Below are 18,609 nucleotides of genomic sequence, written 5' to 3'. Positions count from 1 at the left end.
GATATGACGATCGAGATCGAGGAAACGACCGAGCCGACCGGACTGGAGGTGTACGACTCGATCGAGCAGCGCCGATTGCAGATCGAAACGGCGGGCACTGTCTCGCCTACTGCGGTCGAACCCGGAGGATTCTGTTTTCCTATCGACGAGAAGTGCATAATCAAGACGGACGAAATCGTTCTGGACCAACTCTACTCCGTCACGATTCACGAACAAACGGGCCAGACGGAAGCGAACTTAGATGCCGGTGAAACGGTCCAACTCGAAGAACGAACCCAGTTCGTCGGATTGAGCGGTCGTATCAAACTCTATTGTCGGATCGATTCCCCGGGAACGATCAGTGTCGGCCTGACCTCGATCCGAATCTCCCTCGATCGGGAGTCTCGAGTCGAATTAGGGATTCGATCACTCCATGAGCGACCGGCTGCGACGATTACGACCTCGGCTGACGTCGAATCCATGATGGAGGCCGTCTCCGCACTGCCGTCTGCGCTGAAGACGATCACGGCCGAACGGACGTGGCCGACGTTGCGCGGCCACCCGCCGCTGATCGAACTGGGAGATCGGCTCGACATTCCGGACGTCGTCGAGCAGCCGACGAGTGACGTAACACTCACCGTCCCGCCGGAGCATCCGTTGCTCTACCAGGCTGCGCCCCTCGCGTTCTTCCTTGACGCAACGGTTCGGCCGGGCTCCCAGCCGATGCTCGAAACGAGTCGGTTCGAGCGGGCCTTGCCGACCGGTGAAGAGTTCGAGAATACGGTCGCAAGGCTATTGAAGCGTTTCTTCTTCCTCGAATGTTTGACGAGAACGGAGGGCATATTCCGATACGAACTCCACGAGCGGCAGGTGCTTGAGGACGAGTTGCCATACGACCTCGCGGAGATCTACGAGGCGGACCTTCCGGAACGACTCGAGCAGTATCTCGACGTCCCGTACGAGCGACTCAAGCCCCACATGCCGCGCTGGCCGCTGACCGCACACGTGCCGGCCGATCCGGACACCATTGAACTGTTACCATATATAATCAACGAACTCGGTGTCGTTCGCGATTCGGATGGACGACCACCGGAAACGGTACCGCGCCCTGACGAGACGTCGGGGCTGGTTCGGTCTGCGAGCCGAGCCCGGGGATCGACACAGCCATCAGGTGCCGACCGAACGTCGTTGTCGTCCCCAACGTGACCGACGAATCCGTCGAACACGCCTGGTTCGATGACGACATCCCCCAGCACGCCTCGAAGGCGACGCTTGAGGCGTACCGGAACCAGCTCTCTCGCGACGCCAGAAACGAGTCAATCGAGATCCTGCTCGTCTGTAACGACGCTCGGATGATCGACGAACACGATCTCCTCGACGGTACCTACGGGAGCCGAGAGGTCCTCCCCTTCGAGATTCACTCGGAGTTCGGGGTCGATACCGACCGGCTCGCCCAGCTGTTCACCGACGGCGGTTACGACTTCGTCCACTACATCGGTCACGCGACCGAGGACGGCATCCGTTGTCCCAACGGCGAGCTCGATATCCGTACGCTCGAGTCGGTCGATCTAGGCGTCTTCTTCCTGAACGCCTGCCGCTCCTACGAACAGGGTCTCGCACTCACTCGACGCGGGGCGTTCGGGGGCGTCAGTACGTACGCCGACGTCGTCAACGACAAGGCCATCGAGGCCGGCGAGACGATGGCTCGACTGCTCAACTGTGGATTTCCGCTTCGGGCCGCACTCGAGATTGCTCGAACGAACTCGGCCTTGGGCGATCAGTATCTCATCGTTGGCGACGGGTCGGCAGATATCGCACAGTCCGACGGCGGTGCGCCGATGGTGGTCGACCTCGAACAATGTGGGGACGGCCAGTTCGACTTCGCCGTTCAATCGTATTCTACCAAGGAGTTCAAGCTCGGAACATCGACGGAATCGACGCTCCCGTCTGTCGCGGATCGCCACCTCAGTCCCGGCAATACGTCGTTCTCGCGTGTGGATTGGGAAGCCGTACAGGAGTACCTCATTTGGAGCGAGGCACCAATTCGAAGCGACGGTACGTTACAGTGGAACGAGGACGTCAATGTGCAGATGGTAGACGACCTGTATCGGTAGACCGTTTTTCTTTTACCGTTTCGCGTCCGACCCCTCGTCTCTTCTCAAAAAGGCTGATCGAAGTACTGATCCGTATTTACGGGCCAACCTGGGATGAACTCGTTGCCACGACCGACCCGGCCTGACTGAGCAGGACGAACATGGTGAACAGGGCGCCGATCATTCGTGGGTGCTGTGCGAGGTAATCTGTCATGCTGTCTTTCACGGACATTACATTCCAATGGTTGTCACCAACCGCAATAAAGTTATCTTATACTTACACATAGTACTAATTATAAAACAACATAGGTTCGAAGCGATGCGGCAGAACCGACGATCCAGTGCTATTGACCGGATCCGTCGTACGCAGAGTCAACAGCGTATCGGCCGAAGAATACGACGACGTAGACCCCGACGGTTCGACTATGGCAGTCGTCAGACGCTCCGCTACTGTTGCTCTGAGGTCGTCGTGACTGCTCCGACCGGTACCCGAAGCGCCCCAGCATCACAGTCACAAGAACGGTGAGCGTCAGCGCTCGAGTGCCGAACGAAACGCGGTCTATCCAGCCACCTCGTGTACACGAAATCCCGGCCCGAATGATGGGGTTGATCGACGTAACCGCTCGAATCGATCGTCGCTCTCGAGGCTCAGGGGATACCACTGACCGATCCCATCGAGACCTCTGCAGTAGCGACGAGAAGCCTTCTCATCGCTCGAGAGGGAGTTGCAATACCAAAAAACGCCTCACAGACCCAAACGGGAATATTGATGATGGCCGTTTTCGGCGGCTCAGTGGGCCGATTCGGCTGCAACCGGGGTGATCGACGCGGCCGTTTCGTTGTCGGCCGTTCCGTCCGTCGACCCGGAATCGCCCGATTCCGCGTTTCCACCGTCAGTGTCGCTTTCATTACCGGAGGTCTCGTTACTCTCGTTTCCGGTCGTTTCGTTGCCGTCGGTCTGCTCTTGATTCTCAACTTCCTCGAGACTGACGTCGACCGTCTCGCCGTCGACGACAGCGGTCTCGGAGACAGTCGCCTCGCCGTTGTACTGAGTCATGCCGTCGTCGCCCGGCACCGCCGCGCCGACGGTGTAGTTGCCGGTCGCTTCGACGCTGCTGTCGGTGTAGCCGTCGTCAACGCCGAGTTCGTCGTTGGTCGCGTACGGAACCGTCACCTCGAAGCTGCCATCCTCAGCGAGGTCCGCCCGCTGCGTGTAGGTGAACGTTCGGCCGGTGTCGGTCTCGAGTTCGACCGAGGTCCCGACCGTCGCGTTGGCGGCGTCGATCCCGCTCGTGTCGATGCTTCCGGTAATCGTCGCGCCCTCGACGCGCTCGAACGTCTTCACCGACGAGACGACGTGCGCGTCCCAGACTGGCCTGCCGAGCCCGCTATAGATCTGATCGTTGCTGCGAGCCGCCGCGAGTTGGTTCTGGATCGCTCGCGTTTGATTGGTCCATCCAGACTCACGGAGCGATACGGAACTCCGCGGGGCCAGACCGCCACTCGTTCTCATTCCACCGACGATCGAGTAGTCGTCGCTCTCGTGAACGAGCCGGTACTGTTCCATCCCCGCAGCGTCCTGGAGGTACAGTGACGACATCGTCGTGTTGTCGTAGTTGTCGTTCACAGTCGGTACCTCTCCTGTCTCGTTACCGATCTGGAACTGTTGATTTTCGATGTACGATCCGTAATCGGGGCCCGACCACTGCGTGATCGCCCCGAACTTCCCACCGGCCATCTGATCGTCGATCATGACGTACCGGATCTCCTCGTCGGTCTCGTTGCCCTGAGTGATTGCCTCGAGTTCCTCATTGGACTTATCGGCGACGGAGCCGCCGGCGGCGATCCCGTCGAGGATCAGTTCCGCTCGCTCCTCGGACTGTGCGGTCAGATACGCCGACGACGAATGTGCGTTCTGCTGGAACGGGTTCGAGTGGGGGATCCGCTCGGCCTGAGTCGTTATTAGGTGGCCGTAGTCCCACCAAGACATGACCCCGTACGAACCCTCCGGATAGTCGTAATCGCCGTCCCCAGGGTTGTACGTGCCGTAGTAATCGAGCTGACTAGCATTGTCTGCACCACCGTAGTTTCCGACCGCGGGCGTGTTCTCCTGCAGCCACTCGTTGGACCCCTCCCACTTCACCGAACTCGACTGCGGAGCGGTCTGTTCAGCTTGCCCCCAGGCCGTCGCAGTGGCCAATGGCGGCAACAGTGGAGCGAACAGGAGTAAGACGACGAGCGCGACGACGATGACCTGATAGGTCTCGATCGACCGAAGCGACTCGAGACTTCCCGTCAGGTCCAGACTGAAGAACTGCACGAGCTCCGCAACGAACGCGGCGTTGACGATTGCGACCGCGAGCAGGAGGTAGTACGAGAAGCGGATCTGCGTCGCCGCCATACTGATCAGGAACACCGACCAGACGAGGACGAGCGCGTGTTCAGCACGGAACTTGCGACCCAGGAGCGGCCGGATCGCGAGGAAGACTAACCCGGCGAGCATCGTGTAGAACGCAGTTCCGAACTCATTGAAGACGTGATTTAGGAAACTATCCGGCGCGGACGCTTCCTGAATGGTGACGTCAGTGGTCGTCCCACCGAAGGGGACCATGCGCCGCGTCGCGTTACCGATAATCGTATCGAACAGATCGGGCACGGCGAGCCACATCAGCAGGAACGTCGTGGCGATGAGCCCACCGACCGCGACGGGATAGTACTGTCGCTCGAGGTCTCGATTGTTCCACTGCCGAGCGAGCCAGGCCATGAAGACACAGCCGGCAGCCACGAGGAAGGCGGTAAGCGGCTGGAGAATGCCGAAACTCGTCGACCCAGTGTTGCCCGGTTGCTCGATGAGCAGTGCTGTGAGCACCGCAGTCACGCCGAGACTCACCGCGCCCACGAAGGCGACGTGGTCCGGAGAGATCCCTCGTAGGTAGTCGAGAGAGAGCTGTACGGTAAAGAAGACCGCAAGGATACCGATTAGCAGGACCGCCGACGGCCAGATCCAGATGTACAGTGTGAGTGCGAGTCCCGCTAGCCCACTGTAGATCGTGGGCGTTCGAAGCGCGTCCCAATTCCGATCGCCGACGAGTTCGTAGATCGGCTTTTCGCGTTCGGCGACGGTGAGTGCGACCATCATCGCGAGGATTGCGAGGCCCATGAACAGGACCTCGGCGACGTGGTGGTCGAGCTGGCCTACCGTCGATCGGTTCAAGAACTGTCCCCGCGAGAGGGCGAGCACCAGCACAGAGACGATCCCGCCGATCGTTCCTCCGAGCCGCCGACCGGCGTAGAAGACCGGAATCGCCACGAGTGCGGCCATGATCGGGATCGAGAGCAAGGAGACCGCGTACAGCGTTTCGCCGGACGGATCACCGAGGCCGACGATCATCGCCGCGGTGACGATGAGCTGGTCGAATAGCGTCCCGAACTGGCCGACGTAATTTCCGGTCGGGAACCCGGTCCAGGCCTCGTAGGGCATCGTGTGTGGATAGTTCTCGGCCGTCCAGTTGATCGTCCGCCAATGATACCACGAGTCAATCCCAGCCAGCGCGGGCGTTCCATCCTCGGTGACGAACCGCTCGTATGACTGGGTTCGCAACCAGACCATAAACAGCATCACGACCCCGATTACGGGGAGGTGATACCAGTCTCGGAACGACTCGAGGAGGGACGTTTCGGTCCCGTCCTCGACACGTTCGGTATCAGTGCTCATTAGGTTGCACCAGACCCAAGCCAAGAATAAGTCTTGTTATATACTCGTCCGGATTGATATTCGATCCTGAAACTAGGTCAATCTGTGAAGTATCTTTTGTCCGTGAGCATCATAGCAGCAGGTCCGTGCGAACGAAAAAGCTTATTCAGGCTTCACCGAAAGCCGTCCGCAATGAAGGTCTCTGTCATCGTCTGTACCTATGCGATGGATCGTTACGACATCTTTTCGGAGTGTGTCGACAGCGTCCTCGCACAGACCTACGAGTCGCTCGAGGTCGTCCTCGTTGTCGACGGCAACGAGCCGGTTTTCGAGCGCGTTCAGGAAGACTACGGCGACCTCGACGATGTCGTCATCCACTGTAACGATGAGAACCAGGGCATTTCCTACAGTCGGACTCGAGGTGCGAAGATTGCGACCGGGGATGTCGTCGCATTCATCGACGACGATGCCGTCGCCGAGGACGACTGGGTGGCGGAGCTGGCTCGCGTCTACGACGAGACGGATGCGATCGCGGTCGGCGGTCACGTCGCCGCGGACTGGGTGACCGAAAAGCCCGACTTCTTTCCTGAGGAATTCTACTGGCTCGTCGGCTGTGACGAACGCGGGATGGGCGAGCACATGTCGGAGTTGCGGAACACGTACGGCTCGAACATCTCATTCCGGCGGAACGTGTTCCTAAACGTCGGCGGCTACGACGAGAACACGGGGCGAAAGGGCGACCGCCACATCCAGGCCCACGAAGCGCCCGTTTGCATCCGAATGGCGAACGAGTACGGGAAGGGCGTGATTTATAATACAGATGCGGTGGTTCACCACAAATTATTTGATTATCGTGGTGATTTCCAGTGGCTCGTGTTCCGCTCCTTCTGGCAGGGGTACTCGAAGCGGATCATGGACCTGTTGTTGCCCGAGGCGGCGGGGGACAAAAACGAGTATTTGGGTCAGCTCATGCTCGATTTCGTTCCAAGGCGGCTTTCGGAGGGTGTCTACCAGCCATCGATACCGAAGGCAAAGCAGCTCGTGACGATCTTCGTCTTTACTGCGGCAGTCGGTTTTGGCTACCTCTACGGCTTGCTTGACGTGAACCGGTCGACACTGATGGCCGATCGTGAGGGCCCCACAAGTACCTGACGAGTCAATGGCATTCAACAAGGTCGTAACAGTCGAACGAAACGGGACTCGTTCCCATCGAGGTTTGGTATCAGACGGATCTGGTTACTGGTCTAGTCGTGGAATGTCCCCGAGGTCGTTCCGTTGCTCGCCAGTCAGATACTCCTGATAGTAACCCTGCGCACGGACCCCTGTGAGGATCTTCGAGAGTGCCCCGAAGGCGAGTCGATCGCTCGTCCCGAGGTCAGGATTGGGGGATTTGACGCCACTCGGCCGCGGCGGGATACCGGGTGCGCCGTAACGGTCGGGGTGATAGCGTTGGAGTTGGCAGAGCCCGCGGCCAACGCGGCGGTCTTTGTTGATAAGCTCGGGGATCGAGTTACGTGTTGGATGGTATATAGTGACGTTTTCGGCGTAGTGCATGTCGTAGCCCGCCTCGTGAACGCGGTTTCCGAACTCTTTGTCGCCGCCGGAGACGAGTCGATGGTCAAAGAGGCCGACGGTTTCGAACACATCTCTTCGAGTCACGAGGCAGCAGGTTGGTGTGAATTGTTGATGTTCAAGGTACTGTTCGACCGGGAAACCGGTGTGGCGATCGTAGCGGGCTGCTACTGTCGGGTCGTCAGGAAGAATGAGTTCGACGCTGCAGCCCATGTAGTCCGTATTCGTTGATTGGAACGTTCGAAGTGCTGACTCGAGCCACCCGTCGGGGACAGTCATATCGGCGTCGATGAACACGCAAACATCACCGGTAGATTCCTTTATACCCTCATTTCGGGCAGCGTACGATCCAGATATCTCGTCTTCGGTAGCTGATCTTACCTGTTCGTTTCTTTGCTCAATTTCTTCGACTACTGTTCGAGTATGATCGGTTGAACCATTATCTACCGGAAGAATCTCGAACCGTTCGCTGGAGACTGTTTGTCCAATCAAGGATGAAAGCGTTGCTCGAATTCCTTCTGGGTCGTTATAGACCGGGATGATTATCGAGACATCCGGGTTGGATCCGTCGATCGACTGGTTTTCACTCAGCATAACCAAGCGCTGTGAGTCGGTCCTCAACGATGGAATCGTCTACGGCTTCGTAGCTGTTTGGTTCTTCCGCAGTTATTTTCTTCCGCTCACCGTCAATAATCAACCAAGGCACTTCTACGAGTTCCCGACTCCGGAGTCCTGACGGGTGTCCATATGCTCTCACTGGTATTGGGTTCATTCGTTCGCCGAACAAGTTCCCATGGTCCGAGCTAATAACCGTTCGACCGGGCAATTTAGGGACCAATTCCGACACGTGGTTCAATACGATATCCAGGTTCTCTTCATAGGCTTCGACCACGTCTTCGAGTTTATACTCAGCAACCCCATACTGTAATTCGTCCCACACTGAGAACGACAGACCATCTTTCTCACTTGTTGGCTGGTAACCGCGGTGATCAAGAGACTGACCTTTCGGTCCGATAAACGGGTAGTGTGGTTGCATAAAGTGTACGAGTAACCGCTTGTTTGGGTATTCCGAAATAGCTCTCTCAGTCGCCTTAACGACAGTTTCTGGCATCACCGTCTGGTGTTCTTCATTCCACTCGGGGAGTAAATTTATGGTGTCATGAAATGTTCCATGATTTATTTGGGGAGAGAACGGATTTGCCGTAATATACACGGCATCTTCAAATTCTTTCCCGAAAAAATTCTCTTTCATGAATTCAAGACTCTGAGATCCGGCGGAAATCCGCTTCTCCAATTGACCATCGATCGTATTTTGTCGGGAAAACGAATCGTACCGACAGCCATCAAGGAGGAGTAAATTATCCCAATCTTCTTCCATTATATGTGATATATTCTCGTCAGAATCTCGCTTGTGTAGCTTCTTATTGAAACTAATCAGAGACTTGGCGGCCTCTCCCCGAAGGATGCGAGGATTATCTATTACGCGAAAAAATTCCGTAGAGAAAACTTCTCTAACGACATATCCGTTGAATAACCTAAGGAGTATATATGTTTTTCGACCTGGCTTAATCAGATACCAATCGGTAAATATCATCACAATTTTCGAGGTTACTTTCGAAGAATTTCTTATTTCGAGAGATTTCCTCGTCACTCCATTCCCACCACTGAATGTCGAGAAGTTGATTCCGAATCGTCTCGGAGAACCGCCAACTTTTCCGTTCAGCGGGAACGCCAGCGACAACAGCGTACGGATCGACGTCTCGCGTTACGATGGATCCTGCTCCGATAATTGCACCGTGTCCGATCTCAACTCCAGAGAGGATCACAACATCTGTTCCGATCCATACGTCACTCCCAATCTGTGTTGGACCTTTTGTCACATGTGGAAGTGTCGAATCGAGATAGTTGTCGTAGAAACGCATTTGGATGCTTGGACGGGTCATTAGATGGTCCCGTGCCTGAACAGTTACGTTTCGGGCAATCGCACAGAAGTTCCCAACTGATATCTCTCCAATGAGCTCATCGTTGCGCACGAGATACGTTCCTCGTCCGACCCGAACTTCTCCCTCAAGATGACTTCCGGCACCGATTACTACGTCATGCTCGAGGGATATTTCTCCAATAAACTTGCAGCCTCGCTCGATCGTAGCTGAGTTATCGAAATCTAGAATAGTGTCGACAGGGGCACGGTTTACTATCGTTACGAGTGGTTTCGAATACCGTGTTCGGCGTAAAATACCCATCCCAACTTTTCGAATAGCATCTCCGACCATTTTCTTGTACCTCTTGTAGAACAAGTATGGTCCTTTCGGTCAGCTATTTGTAAGAAGTGGGATGCGTGAGGTAGAAGTAATTGACGGCCTGTAAGTAAGGATAGTTATACCGTAATGACCCTCTTTCGACACGGACTTCGGAAAGTACGCCGAGACGGTGTTTACCAATTTTGTAAACAAGCAAAGGAGGAAGTCGTCCAAGACAATATATTACGCCACTATACAGGTGGAAAAATAGACGAAGAAACGGATATTACTACAGTAAACGAAATCTCAAACTCTGGTCATCTGATATCTCGTGATTGTATTGAAACAGATTTACACGAGATACCTCGTAAAGAGTCCGTCAAAAGTGACGAGCAGATCACGGATATTCAAGCAGATGAACCCTGCCCACAAGTATGTGGAATCGTTAACGGAGCCACTGTTCTTGCTTCGTCTGGAATCGTCTCTCTGCCCGACGGAAGATTCGTTGCGGACTCCGTCGGGCCTGTTCATCTTGCATCGCGCAGGGTCAGTGTTGCTCTTTCTATGTTCGGATATCAGCACGGATTCGCCCAACTCCGTGCGGTATTACCTTCAACAGAGCAGGATCTCCAACCGGATAGAACGGTCGACAAGGCAATTGTTCTCATTCCTCTTTGGTCAAACTATTTCCATTGGACCGTTGAGTGCTTATTGAAACTCCATTGGCTCGAGCGGTACAGGAAAACGTCGAGCGATAACGTAAAAATCATCGTTCCGAGAACGCTGTCATCATGGATGCACGAATCCTTGTCTTTACTCGGATATGATGAGAGCGACTACATATCTGCTGAATCCCGGAAAATTATTGTGAACGAATTGCTGATTCCGTCGCAAATAGAGCCAATTCCAGCACATGTGAATTGGTTACGTGACCGGATATCAGATTCAGTAGAAGTGACTGAACAGGAAGACAAGCGCATTTACATTACACGGAGAAAAGCCACAAAACGACGGGTAAGGAACGAGGGAGAAGTCATCACTGCGCTTCGGACGAGGGGATTCGAACCGTATGCTCTTGAAAGTCTCTCCGTTTCTGAACAAGTGAGACTATTCTCAAATTCAAGCGCTGTAGTTGGACCACATGGAGCCGGATTTGCAAATATCATCTATTCGAATGATACTACTGTCATCGAATTATTCGGCCAAAAGCGGCTCAATACCTATCAGAGACTTGCGACGGCGCTCGGGTTTGGATATGAACCAGTATATTGTGATGGCCATGGTTCTGATCTGGTCGTCGACACCGATAATCTACTGAAAACAGTCGACGACCAACTCAGTACTATCTAGGTAGCTGAACTGAAAAAGCTGTCAGGTCACTCATTCAAATAGATGTCCAGAGAACGAGATGATCAGTTCGGACATCATCCAATTTATTATATATATATATATATGTGTGTGTGTGTGTGCTGGGTAATACCTATTAGTATCTAAATTAGCTGGTCTGGATAGACGCCGAACTAGCGTTCTGCATACCATCGTCCTTGGACGAGTTATTTATCGAAGTATACAAATACACTGATTGGGACCCCTATGTATGGATCAGCCGAATGTTCTTCTAGTGATTCTTGATAGTGTTCGTGCCCAAAACGTGGGCCACCTTGGCTATCCCCGAAACACGACACCACGGCTGGACGAGTTCACGAATCAAGCAACGAACTATACGACTGCAAAGGCACCTGGTATTCACAGTATATCGAGTCACGTCAGCATCTTCACAGGGTATCATGTGGCCCAGCACCGTGCGACCTCACATACCGCAACGTTGACTCCTGGACACACCATCTGGGAAGAATTAAACGATAACGGATACCGGACTGGCCTTTTCACGTCAAACGCTGTTGTTTCTGAATCTTCAAATCTCGCGTCGTTTTTCGACCATGTAGAGGGTCCAAAACGTCAAGAGTTGATATTCCCGGACGCGCTCGGTCCCGGAAATGTATCCGGTAATCCGAGTTACGGGGAGTTTCTCCGAGCATGTCTCCAAAGCGATTCACCAGCGAAAGCTATTGTAAACGGACTAGGACGCGAGTTCGGCAGTTCGACCGCAACGCACGACCCCGAAAAGGAACACGGCGGTGAATACGTACGGGATTTCTTGGAATGGCGAGAATCAAGTTCTGGCCCTGGGCAGCGTGTGTAAATCTCATGGATGCACACTATCCGTACCTCCCACAGGATTCGTACGACCTGTGGGGAGACGACCAGCTGCAAAACCTCCACCGAGAGGCGATGGGGGGGCCGCTTACGACACAGTATCTCGGCGAGCGACCATTCTGGGAACTCAGAGCATCCGAAAACCTGTATGATGGCTGTATCAGGCAGGCCGACGCTTACGTTGCCGAGTTGCTCGAGCGACTAGATGCAGCAAATGAACTCGAGGAGACACTAGTTGTCATAACGAGCGATCACGGAGAGGGGTTCGGCGAGTATAGCGTCGTGAACAAGGCAGTACGTCTGATCGATCACAGTTGGGGAATCGGCGACGAAGTCTCGCATGTCCCGTTAGTCGTGAAGTACCCCGAACAGTCGAAAGCGAAAACCGTAACCGAACCCGCGTCGCTGACTCGATTTCCGCTAGTCGTCAGAAACCTAATCGACGGTGAAAGGGAAAGCTTCGTTCCCGAGGGAGGTCATGTAATTACGAGCTCGTATCGAATCGAGGAACCCGGCGACGGATTACCGTTACCGGAGGCCGAGCGAGAACCATACTTCGGTCCGTGGCATGCGGTCTGTCGCAAACTGGACGATGCCGTGATCGTTGACGCCATTCGTCGTGACGATCAGGTTCGGTACGAGACTTCGGTTCCCGACCGGCAAGTAATGAGGGATCGTGGGGACCGTGAGTTCGTCGAATTGACTGTTGATGATCTAGATACTGTCGATGTGACGGGCATCGAGGAAGATATTGGCGCTGAGGTCGAGCAACGATTACACGAACTCGGCTACAGGGCATAAATCGAACTAACGCCGTGGGAACACACCATTGCGATGGTCGGCGCAATAATAAAAAGGAGGCCTTATTAGCTTCCCACTCGCCGATAGGCGTATGCGGCTGGGCCAGACATCGATAATACATTTCGCCTCTCGGTTTTCAGCCTCTCTACTAGGTTTCCTTGCAACGATATTTATTGCGAGATACCTCGGCTCCGAAACCCTTGGGACCTATTATCTCGTGCTCTCGACGGTTGCCTGGTTAAGCATCGCCGTGAAAATGGGGGTCCCGAGCGCGCTCACCAAACGGGTCAGCGAAGGAAATGATGAAGCGGCCTATCTGATTGCCGGTGGAACGATCGTTCTTGGTCTCTTCTTCGCAGTATCTTTCTTCGTCTTGTTATTCCGAAATCAGGTTAATACCTATCTCGGCTATCCAGCTGCGAAAGTCGTGGTGTTGTTTTTGTTCGTTACTCTCACTCAGGCGATCGTCAATTCAGTACTGAAGGGACAGCATCTCGTTCATATATCGGGTGTCTTAACTCCAATTCGTACCGGAACACGGAGCCTCATTCAGATCGGTGCTATCCTCGCTGGATTCAAAATCGTAGGCCTCTTTGTTGGATATACTGTCGGTTACATACTCGTCTCCGTACTCGGTCTCTGGATAGTCGTCCGTCAGTTCGATGCTATTACTACACCGAAAGTATCGCACTATCGGAAAATTATCTCCTATGCGGAGTATTCTTGGCTCAGTGAAATCCGTACGCGTGCGTTCAATTGGGTTGACGTAGCTGTCCTCGGGTTCTTCGTGTCGTCGTCTCTCGTTGGAATCTATACGGCAGCTTGGAATATCTCCGTGTTCTTGATACTGTTCGGTGGATCATTGAGCCAGACGCTATTCCCCGAGATGAGTTCACTTTCGGCTGACGAAGACCCACAATCGGTAGCGGATCTGTTCGAAACTGCACTCTCCTATGGCGGATTAGTACTTATCCCAGGGCTAGTTGGTGGCGTACTACTTGGGGAACGCCTACTTCGAGTATATGGTGAAGAATTCACGCAGGGATCAGTCGTTCTCACAGTTCTCATCGTTGCGACATTGATTCAAGGATATCAGCGACAGTTCACGACAACGCTCAATGCTATCGACAGGCCCGATATGTCGTTTCGGGTTAATGCTGTGTTTATCATCATAAACGTGATTTTCAACATCATTCTAATACCCTATTTTGGGATTCGAGGCGCAGCTGTGGCTACTGCCTCTTCCGTTCTGGTTAGCCTTCTGGTCGCCTACGGGTCACTCTCGGCGTTGATCGAATTCTCTATCCCAATCGGAGAAATCGGAAGACAGTGGGTTGCAGCTGGTGTGATGGGAGCAACCATTTACGCCGGGCTTCAACTCGAATCGACATACGGTGACGTCCGGAATATCGTTCTAGTACTAGTACTCGTCTTCTTCGGTACAGTCGTTTATTTCGGTACGTTACTCCTCATATCGACGCACTTTCGGACTACTGTTAATCAAAACCTACCTTATAATATCCCGCTCCTTAAAGCCTGATAGAAAGGACAATAAACACTATTCTGGTCCAACGTCTATGAAATAAATGGGCCTCAATTACCGGTTCTGACACTATTTTGAGGCCCATTGATATCGGATTTTCGTCGGTATTTCGAGACCGACTATCCCCGAAGACATATAATACTCAAGTGTAATCGGTTGGCATATGCAAGCAGTTGTTTTAGCAGCTGGCAAAGGAACCCGCCTCCGGCCGCTCACTGAAGACAAACCGAAGGTCCTCGTCGAAGTTGACGACAAACCCCTCGTCGAGGACGTCATGGACAACCTCATCGAGGTCGGCGCGACCGAATTCGTCCTCGTCGTCGGCTACATGAAAGAGAAGATCATCGAGCGCTATGGCGATGAGTACGAGGGCGTCCCGATCACCTACGCCCATCAGCGCGAACAGCTCGGGCTCGCTCACGCCATCCTGCAGGCGGAACCACACATCGACGACGACTTCATGCTCATGCTGGGCGACAACGTCTTCCGGGCGAACCTCGGCGACGTGATCAACCGCCAGCAGGAGGAACGCGCTGACGCCGCGTTCCTGGTCGAGGAAGTCCCCTACGAGGAGGCCTCGAGATACGGCGTCCTCGACACCAACGAGTACGGGGAGATCATCGAAGTGACGGAGAAACCAGAAGATCCGCCGTCAAACCTTGTTATGACCGGATTCTACACGTTCACGCCGGAGATCTTCCATGCATGTCACCTCGTCCAGCCCTCGGACCGCGGCGAGTACGAACTGCCGGACGCGATCGACCTGCTCATCCAGTCCGGTCGGACCATCGATGCGATCCGGATGGACGGCTGGCGCATCGACGTTGGCTACCCCGACGACCGAGACCGCGCCGAAGAACGGATCACGGAGCGGGAAGCCGAACCGATCGAACAGTAGTGGCTGCCTCTCGATCGACGAGTCCGTTCTCGAGTCGGTTGCCGACTCGAGGGCGACCCAAAAGCGACTAATCACCGCCCTCCCTTGCAGATGTCATGAACGTTTCCATCATCGGAAGCGGCTACGTCGGCACCACCGTCGCCGCCTGCCTCGCAGACCTCGGTCACGACGTCGTCAACGTCGAGATCGACGAGGAGATCGTCGAGACGATAAACGCCGGCGAAGCCCCGATCCACGAGTCGGGACTCGCAGAACGGATCGCCGACCACGCGGGGACTAGACTCCGTGCGACGACCGAGTACGACGCGGTCCGCGAGACGGACGTCACGTTCCTCTGTCTGCCCACGCCGCAGACGGACGACGGCGGTCTGGATCTCGCGATCATGGAGGCCGGCTCGGAGTCGCTTGGTCGCGCCCTCGCAGAGAAAGACGGCGATCACCTCGTCGTCGTCAAGAGCACGGTCCTCCCCGGCACGACCGAAGACGTCGTCGGTCCGATTCTCGAGGCGGAGTCCGGAACCGAGATCGGCGACGGGCTCGAGCTCGCGATGAATCCGGAGTTCCTCCGGATGGGAACCGCGGTTCAGGACTTCCTCGAGCCGGACAAGGTCGTCTTCGGCACAGCCAGCGACGGAGCCGCCACGACGTTGCGCGAGCTCTATGCGCCGATCCTCGATCGCGAGGCGCAACGGGCCTCGAATAACACGAGCGGTGGCGAACCGCGAGCGCGCGAGGAGACGGACCTTGTTGAGACCGATATTCGCGAGGCCGAGCTCATCAAGTACGCGAACAATGCCTTCCTCGCGTCGAAGGTCTCGCTGGTTAACGAACTGGGCAACATTGCCAGGGAGTACGACGCGGACGCCTACGAGGTGCTCGAGGCGGTCGGGCTCGACGATCGGATCTCGGAGCGGTTCATGCGGTCGGGGCTGGGCTGGGGCGGCTCCTGTTTCCCCAAGGACGTCAACGCTCTGCGGGCCGGCGCTCGCGAGCAGGGGTACGACCCTGACCTCCTCGATGCAGTGGTCGCAGTCAACGACGAGCAACCGCGGCGGCTCGTTGACCTGCTCGCTGACCACGTCTCCCTCGATGGGGCCCGAATCGCGGTACTGGGCCTGTCGTTCAAGCCCGGAACCGACGACATCCGTAAGTCGCGCGCGCTCGACGTGATCGAGTACCTGACGGAGCGCGGTGCAGACGTCGTCGCCTACGATCCGGTCGCGATCGAGAACGTCCGACCCGACTATCCCGATATCGAGTACGCCGACTCGGTCGAGAGCGCGCTCGCTGGCGCGGATGGTGCCGTCGTCGCGACCGACTGGCCGGAGTTCGACGACGTTTCGTTCGAGGATATGACCTGCTCGGTCGTAGTCGACGGGCGGCGAATCGACGTCGACAAGGACGCCCTCCACGTTTACGAGGGATTGACCTGGTAGCGTTCGGGTTCCAGCGGCGGACCGACCGCGAGCCTGAAAACACGACACTGGTCAATCAGTAGCCTTTTGCAGTTCGGTAGGGGAGTACTGCCCGATGGAAGACGATGCGGTCCACACGGGCTCGAGCGTCCTCTCGGATGGCGGTGAGACGGTCACCGCTACGGAGGAGGCAACCGAGATTTCACCCGACGAGGTTTGCATTCTCATTCCGACACTCAATGAGGCTGCCACGATCGCGGACGTGATCGAGGGCTTCTACGAGCAGGGGTACACGAACGTCGTCGTCGTCGACGGCGACTCAACCGACGATACCCGTGAGATCGCTCGCGAGCACGGCGCGGAGGTGCTGGTTCAGTCCGGCGACGGAAAGGGCCAGGCCGTCCGCGAGGCCATCGAATACATCACGGTGCCGTACGTGTTGATGCTCGATGGCGACGGAACGTACGATCCGGCCGACGCCGACAAGATGGTCGATCCGCTCTCTCGAGGGTACGAGCACGTTATCGGGAACCGGTTCGCCGATATGGACGACGACGCGATGCGTGCGTTGAACGGCTTCGGGAATCAGATGATAAATCGCGCGTTCGGGTTCGTCCACGGAGCCAATTACGAGGACATCCTCTCGGGCTATCGAGCGTTTACTGTCGACTCGTTCAGACGGCTCTCGCTCGATTCGGATGGGTTCACGATCGAAACCGAACTCGCCGTCGAGTGTGTCAAACACGGCGTCGAGACGACGGTCGTGCCGATCAGTTACAGCGCCCGGCCCGACGAGTCCGAGACCAACCTGCACCCGGTCAAAGACGGCGGGACGATCATGCTGGCGCTGTACTCGCTCGCTAAGACCAACAATCCCCTGTTCTACTTCGGGAGTCTCGGAATCAGTGGCATTCTCTCCGGCGCGATCATCGCGACCTACGTCCTCTGGGAGTGGGTTCAGTACCACCAGAGCCACGAAGTCATGGCGCTCGTCTCGGCCGCCGCCATCCTGCTCGGCGTCCAACTGCTCATGTTCGGCGTCCTCTCGGACATGCTCGTGACCTTACACCGCGAACAGCGCCGGCGGCTCGAGCGAATCGCTCGAGACGAGCGCGACGAGTAACTGTGAGTGCGGCGGTGAACGGGCCGACGACGTAACCGACCGAGCTGCTGCGTGAAATCGTCCTCAGAAGGGCAAAAGCGAGCGGACCTGCGCGACGACGCCGCCCGAGTTGTCGTGGCGGTACGCCTCGAACGGTTTGTGTAGTTGGTTCAACAGCTCCTGACGAGAGTCGAACTGTTCTGTCGGCACTTCGGCGAGCATCTCGCTCAGCGGCACGTCGTTTCCGTGAACGTCATAGGGGATTCGCTCGTGGCCGATTTCGGCCTCGATATCGTCTTTCGTAGCCGGAAAGGACAGATCGGCGTCCCTGAGATGAGCGTCGACGGCAGCGATGCCGAACTCGATACTGTCGGGTTCCTCGTCGTCTCCGCTCGATGGTGGCCGGACTCCCATACTTGTATGCCTCGCTACGGAGTCGACTATAAAAATGGCTGCGGAGACGATCGGAGATCGCTGACACTGGGGAAGGACTCCATTCGTTCGAAACGATGTCTCCAATCGCCGATCTGCCATCGCTCTGCCGACACTCCTTTGGGGACCGCGCCGGAGTATGGCATATGACCGAGTACACCACGGTATCGATCCCAAAGGATCTCGCGGACCGAGTTGAGGAGACTATCGAGGGGACGAGCTTCCAGAGCACGAGCGATCTCGTCCGGTTCCTGCTCCGCAGTATCGTCATCCAACACCAGAAGGAAGGCGAACTCACCGAAGCGGAGTTCGAAGAGATCACCGAACAGCTCCGCGGGCTGGGCTATCTCGAGTAGTCGCGCTCGCGGTCGATCGCTGATGGACAACGGCTACCCACCGCGGGCCGTCCACCGGGACAGCGCTTTTCAGAGTCGAGGCGAGTAGTACCGAATGGAGGTCCAAACAGATGCCCCATATTCCGGACTTCCCGTCACAGGGCTCCGACGAGTCCGACGACGACCGAGGCGAACGAACTCCCGATAGTATCATCGACCGCATCATCGGTAACGGTGAGTTGCCGGTGACCGCCGGGGTCTGACTCCCGACCCCTCTCGTATTTTTCG

Annotated in this window: 13 protein-coding genes and 2 pseudogenes; 10 read left to right on the top strand and 5 right to left on the bottom strand. The window is 55.9% G+C overall.

Features of this window, described 5'->3' with window-relative positions:
• The first annotated feature begins 3 nt into the window (after positions 1–3).
• A pseudogene (locus tag K6I40_RS24880) lies at positions 4–2,093 on the top strand (hypothetical protein).
• 769 nt (positions 2,094–2,862) lie between these two features.
• Here the strand turns inward: K6I40_RS24880 and K6I40_RS24875 are convergent.
• A complete protein-coding gene (locus K6I40_RS24875; RefSeq protein WP_222917902.1) occupies positions 2,863–5,787 on the bottom strand; it encodes an oligosaccharyl transferase, archaeosortase A system-associated in 2,925 nt (974 codons plus the stop codon).
• A 171-nt stretch (positions 5,788–5,958) separates the two neighbouring features.
• On the opposite strand from K6I40_RS24875, the gene aglG reads away from it, so the two are divergent.
• Positions 5,959–6,918, top strand: a complete 960-nt coding sequence (gene aglG / locus K6I40_RS24870; RefSeq protein ID WP_222917900.1) for a glucosyl-dolichyl phosphate glucuronosyltransferase — start codon at positions 5,959–5,961, stop codon at positions 6,916–6,918.
• Between the two features lie 84 nt (positions 6,919–7,002).
• On the opposite strand, the gene K6I40_RS24865 is transcribed toward aglG, so the two are convergent.
• The 3 genes and pseudogenes from K6I40_RS24865 to K6I40_RS29070 form a co-directional block, all read right to left on the bottom strand.
• A complete protein-coding gene (locus tag K6I40_RS24865) occupies positions 7,003–7,932 on the bottom strand; it encodes a glycosyltransferase (protein ID WP_222917898.1) in 930 nt (309 codons plus the stop codon).
• Positions 7,922–9,079, bottom strand: coding sequence for a hypothetical protein (locus K6I40_RS24860; protein ID WP_255681858.1), 1,158 nt, complete (start codon positions 9,077–9,079; stop codon positions 7,922–7,924). Before K6I40_RS24860 ends, K6I40_RS24865 begins: the two co-directional genes overlap by 11 nt.
• A gap of 67 nt (positions 9,080–9,146) precedes the next feature.
• Positions 9,147–9,260, bottom strand: a pseudogene (locus tag K6I40_RS29070) (antibiotic acetyltransferase); the annotation flags it as partial.
• Between the two features lie 465 nt (positions 9,261–9,725).
• On the opposite strand from K6I40_RS29070, the gene K6I40_RS24850 reads away from it, so the two are divergent.
• The 6 genes from K6I40_RS24850 (at position 9,726) to aglJ (ending at position 17,575) form a co-directional block, all read left to right on the top strand.
• Positions 9,726–10,928: a glycosyltransferase family 61 protein gene (locus K6I40_RS24850; protein WP_222917884.1), complete on the top strand. Its 1,203-nt coding sequence runs from the start codon at positions 9,726–9,728 to the stop codon at positions 10,926–10,928.
• A gap of 858 nt (positions 10,929–11,786) precedes the next feature.
• Positions 11,787–12,596, top strand: coding sequence for a sulfatase-like hydrolase/transferase (locus K6I40_RS24840; RefSeq protein WP_222917880.1), 810 nt, complete (start codon positions 11,787–11,789; stop codon positions 12,594–12,596).
• 91 nt (positions 12,597–12,687) lie between these two features.
• Entirely contained in the window at positions 12,688–14,136 is a 1,449-nt protein-coding gene (locus K6I40_RS24835; protein WP_222917877.1) for a flippase, read from the top strand.
• A gap of 166 nt (positions 14,137–14,302) precedes the next feature.
• A complete protein-coding gene (gene aglF / locus K6I40_RS24830) occupies positions 14,303–15,037 on the top strand; it encodes a UTP--glucose-1-phosphate uridylyltransferase AglF (RefSeq protein WP_222917875.1) in 735 nt (244 codons plus the stop codon).
• A gap of 95 nt (positions 15,038–15,132) precedes the next feature.
• A complete protein-coding gene (aglM, locus tag K6I40_RS24825) occupies positions 15,133–16,473 on the top strand; it encodes a UDP-glucose 6-dehydrogenase AglM (protein WP_222917866.1) in 1,341 nt (446 codons plus the stop codon).
• Between the two features lie 94 nt (positions 16,474–16,567).
• The gene (gene aglJ / locus K6I40_RS24820; RefSeq protein ID WP_222917864.1) at positions 16,568–17,575 is read left to right on the top strand and encodes an S-layer glycoprotein N-glycosyltransferase AglJ; all 1,008 of its coding nucleotides are present in this window, start codon (positions 16,568–16,570) and stop codon (positions 17,573–17,575) included.
• A gap of 63 nt (positions 17,576–17,638) precedes the next feature.
• Here aglJ and K6I40_RS24815 read toward each other — a convergent pair whose 3' ends face one another.
• Positions 17,639–17,968, bottom strand: a complete 330-nt coding sequence (locus K6I40_RS24815) for a hypothetical protein (RefSeq protein WP_222917862.1) — start codon at positions 17,966–17,968, stop codon at positions 17,639–17,641.
• A 164-nt stretch (positions 17,969–18,132) separates the two neighbouring features.
• Between K6I40_RS24815 and K6I40_RS24810 the strand changes: the two genes are divergently transcribed.
• Together K6I40_RS24810 and K6I40_RS28740 are read left to right on the top strand one after the other, a co-directional pair.
• A complete protein-coding gene (locus tag K6I40_RS24810; RefSeq protein ID WP_006186097.1) occupies positions 18,133–18,342 on the top strand; it encodes a ribbon-helix-helix domain-containing protein in 210 nt (69 codons plus the stop codon).
• A gap of 110 nt (positions 18,343–18,452) precedes the next feature.
• Complete coding sequence (locus tag K6I40_RS28740; RefSeq protein WP_255681857.1) at positions 18,453–18,584, top strand: hypothetical protein; 132 nt, start codon at positions 18,453–18,455, stop codon at positions 18,582–18,584.
• Positions 18,585–18,609: the final 25 nt, after the last annotated feature.

The sequence above is a fragment of the Natrinema sp. SYSU A 869 genome (assembly GCF_019879105.1).
Lineage (GTDB): Archaea > Halobacteriota > Halobacteria > Halobacteriales > Natrialbaceae > Natrinema.
This window is presented reverse-complemented; position numbering and strand designations above follow the sequence as displayed.

What these genes read in the sequence shown, in the direction of transcription:
- K6I40_RS24835 (WP_222917877.1), top strand. Translation starts at nt 12,688, where the DNA reads ATGCGGCTGGGCCAGACATCGATAATACATTTCGCCTCTCGGTTTTCA.
- aglG (WP_222917900.1), top strand. Translation starts at nt 5,959, where the DNA reads ATGAAGGTCTCTGTCATCGTCTGTACCTATGCGATGGATCGTTACGAC.
- K6I40_RS24875 (WP_222917902.1), bottom strand. Translation starts at nt 5,787, where the DNA reads ATGAGCACTGATACCGAACGTGTCGAGGACGGGACCGAAACGTCCCTC.
- aglJ (WP_222917864.1), top strand. Translation starts at nt 16,568, where the DNA reads ATGGAAGACGATGCGGTCCACACGGGCTCGAGCGTCCTCTCGGATGGC.
- K6I40_RS24815 (WP_222917862.1), bottom strand. Translation starts at nt 17,968, where the DNA reads ATGGGAGTCCGGCCACCATCGAGCGGAGACGACGAGGAACCCGACAGT.
- aglM (WP_222917866.1), top strand. Translation starts at nt 15,133, where the DNA reads ATGAACGTTTCCATCATCGGAAGCGGCTACGTCGGCACCACCGTCGCC.
- aglF (WP_222917875.1), top strand. Translation starts at nt 14,303, where the DNA reads ATGCAAGCAGTTGTTTTAGCAGCTGGCAAAGGAACCCGCCTCCGGCCG.
- K6I40_RS24840 (WP_222917880.1), top strand. Translation starts at nt 11,787, where the DNA reads ATGGATGCACACTATCCGTACCTCCCACAGGATTCGTACGACCTGTGG.
- K6I40_RS24810 (WP_006186097.1), top strand. Translation starts at nt 18,133, where the DNA reads ATGACCGAGTACACCACGGTATCGATCCCAAAGGATCTCGCGGACCGA.
- K6I40_RS24865 (WP_222917898.1), bottom strand. Translation starts at nt 7,932, where the DNA reads ATGCTGAGTGAAAACCAGTCGATCGACGGATCCAACCCGGATGTCTCG.
- K6I40_RS24850 (WP_222917884.1), top strand. Translation starts at nt 9,726, where the DNA reads ATGACCCTCTTTCGACACGGACTTCGGAAAGTACGCCGAGACGGTGTT.
- K6I40_RS28740 (WP_255681857.1), top strand. Translation starts at nt 18,453, where the DNA reads ATGCCCCATATTCCGGACTTCCCGTCACAGGGCTCCGACGAGTCCGAC.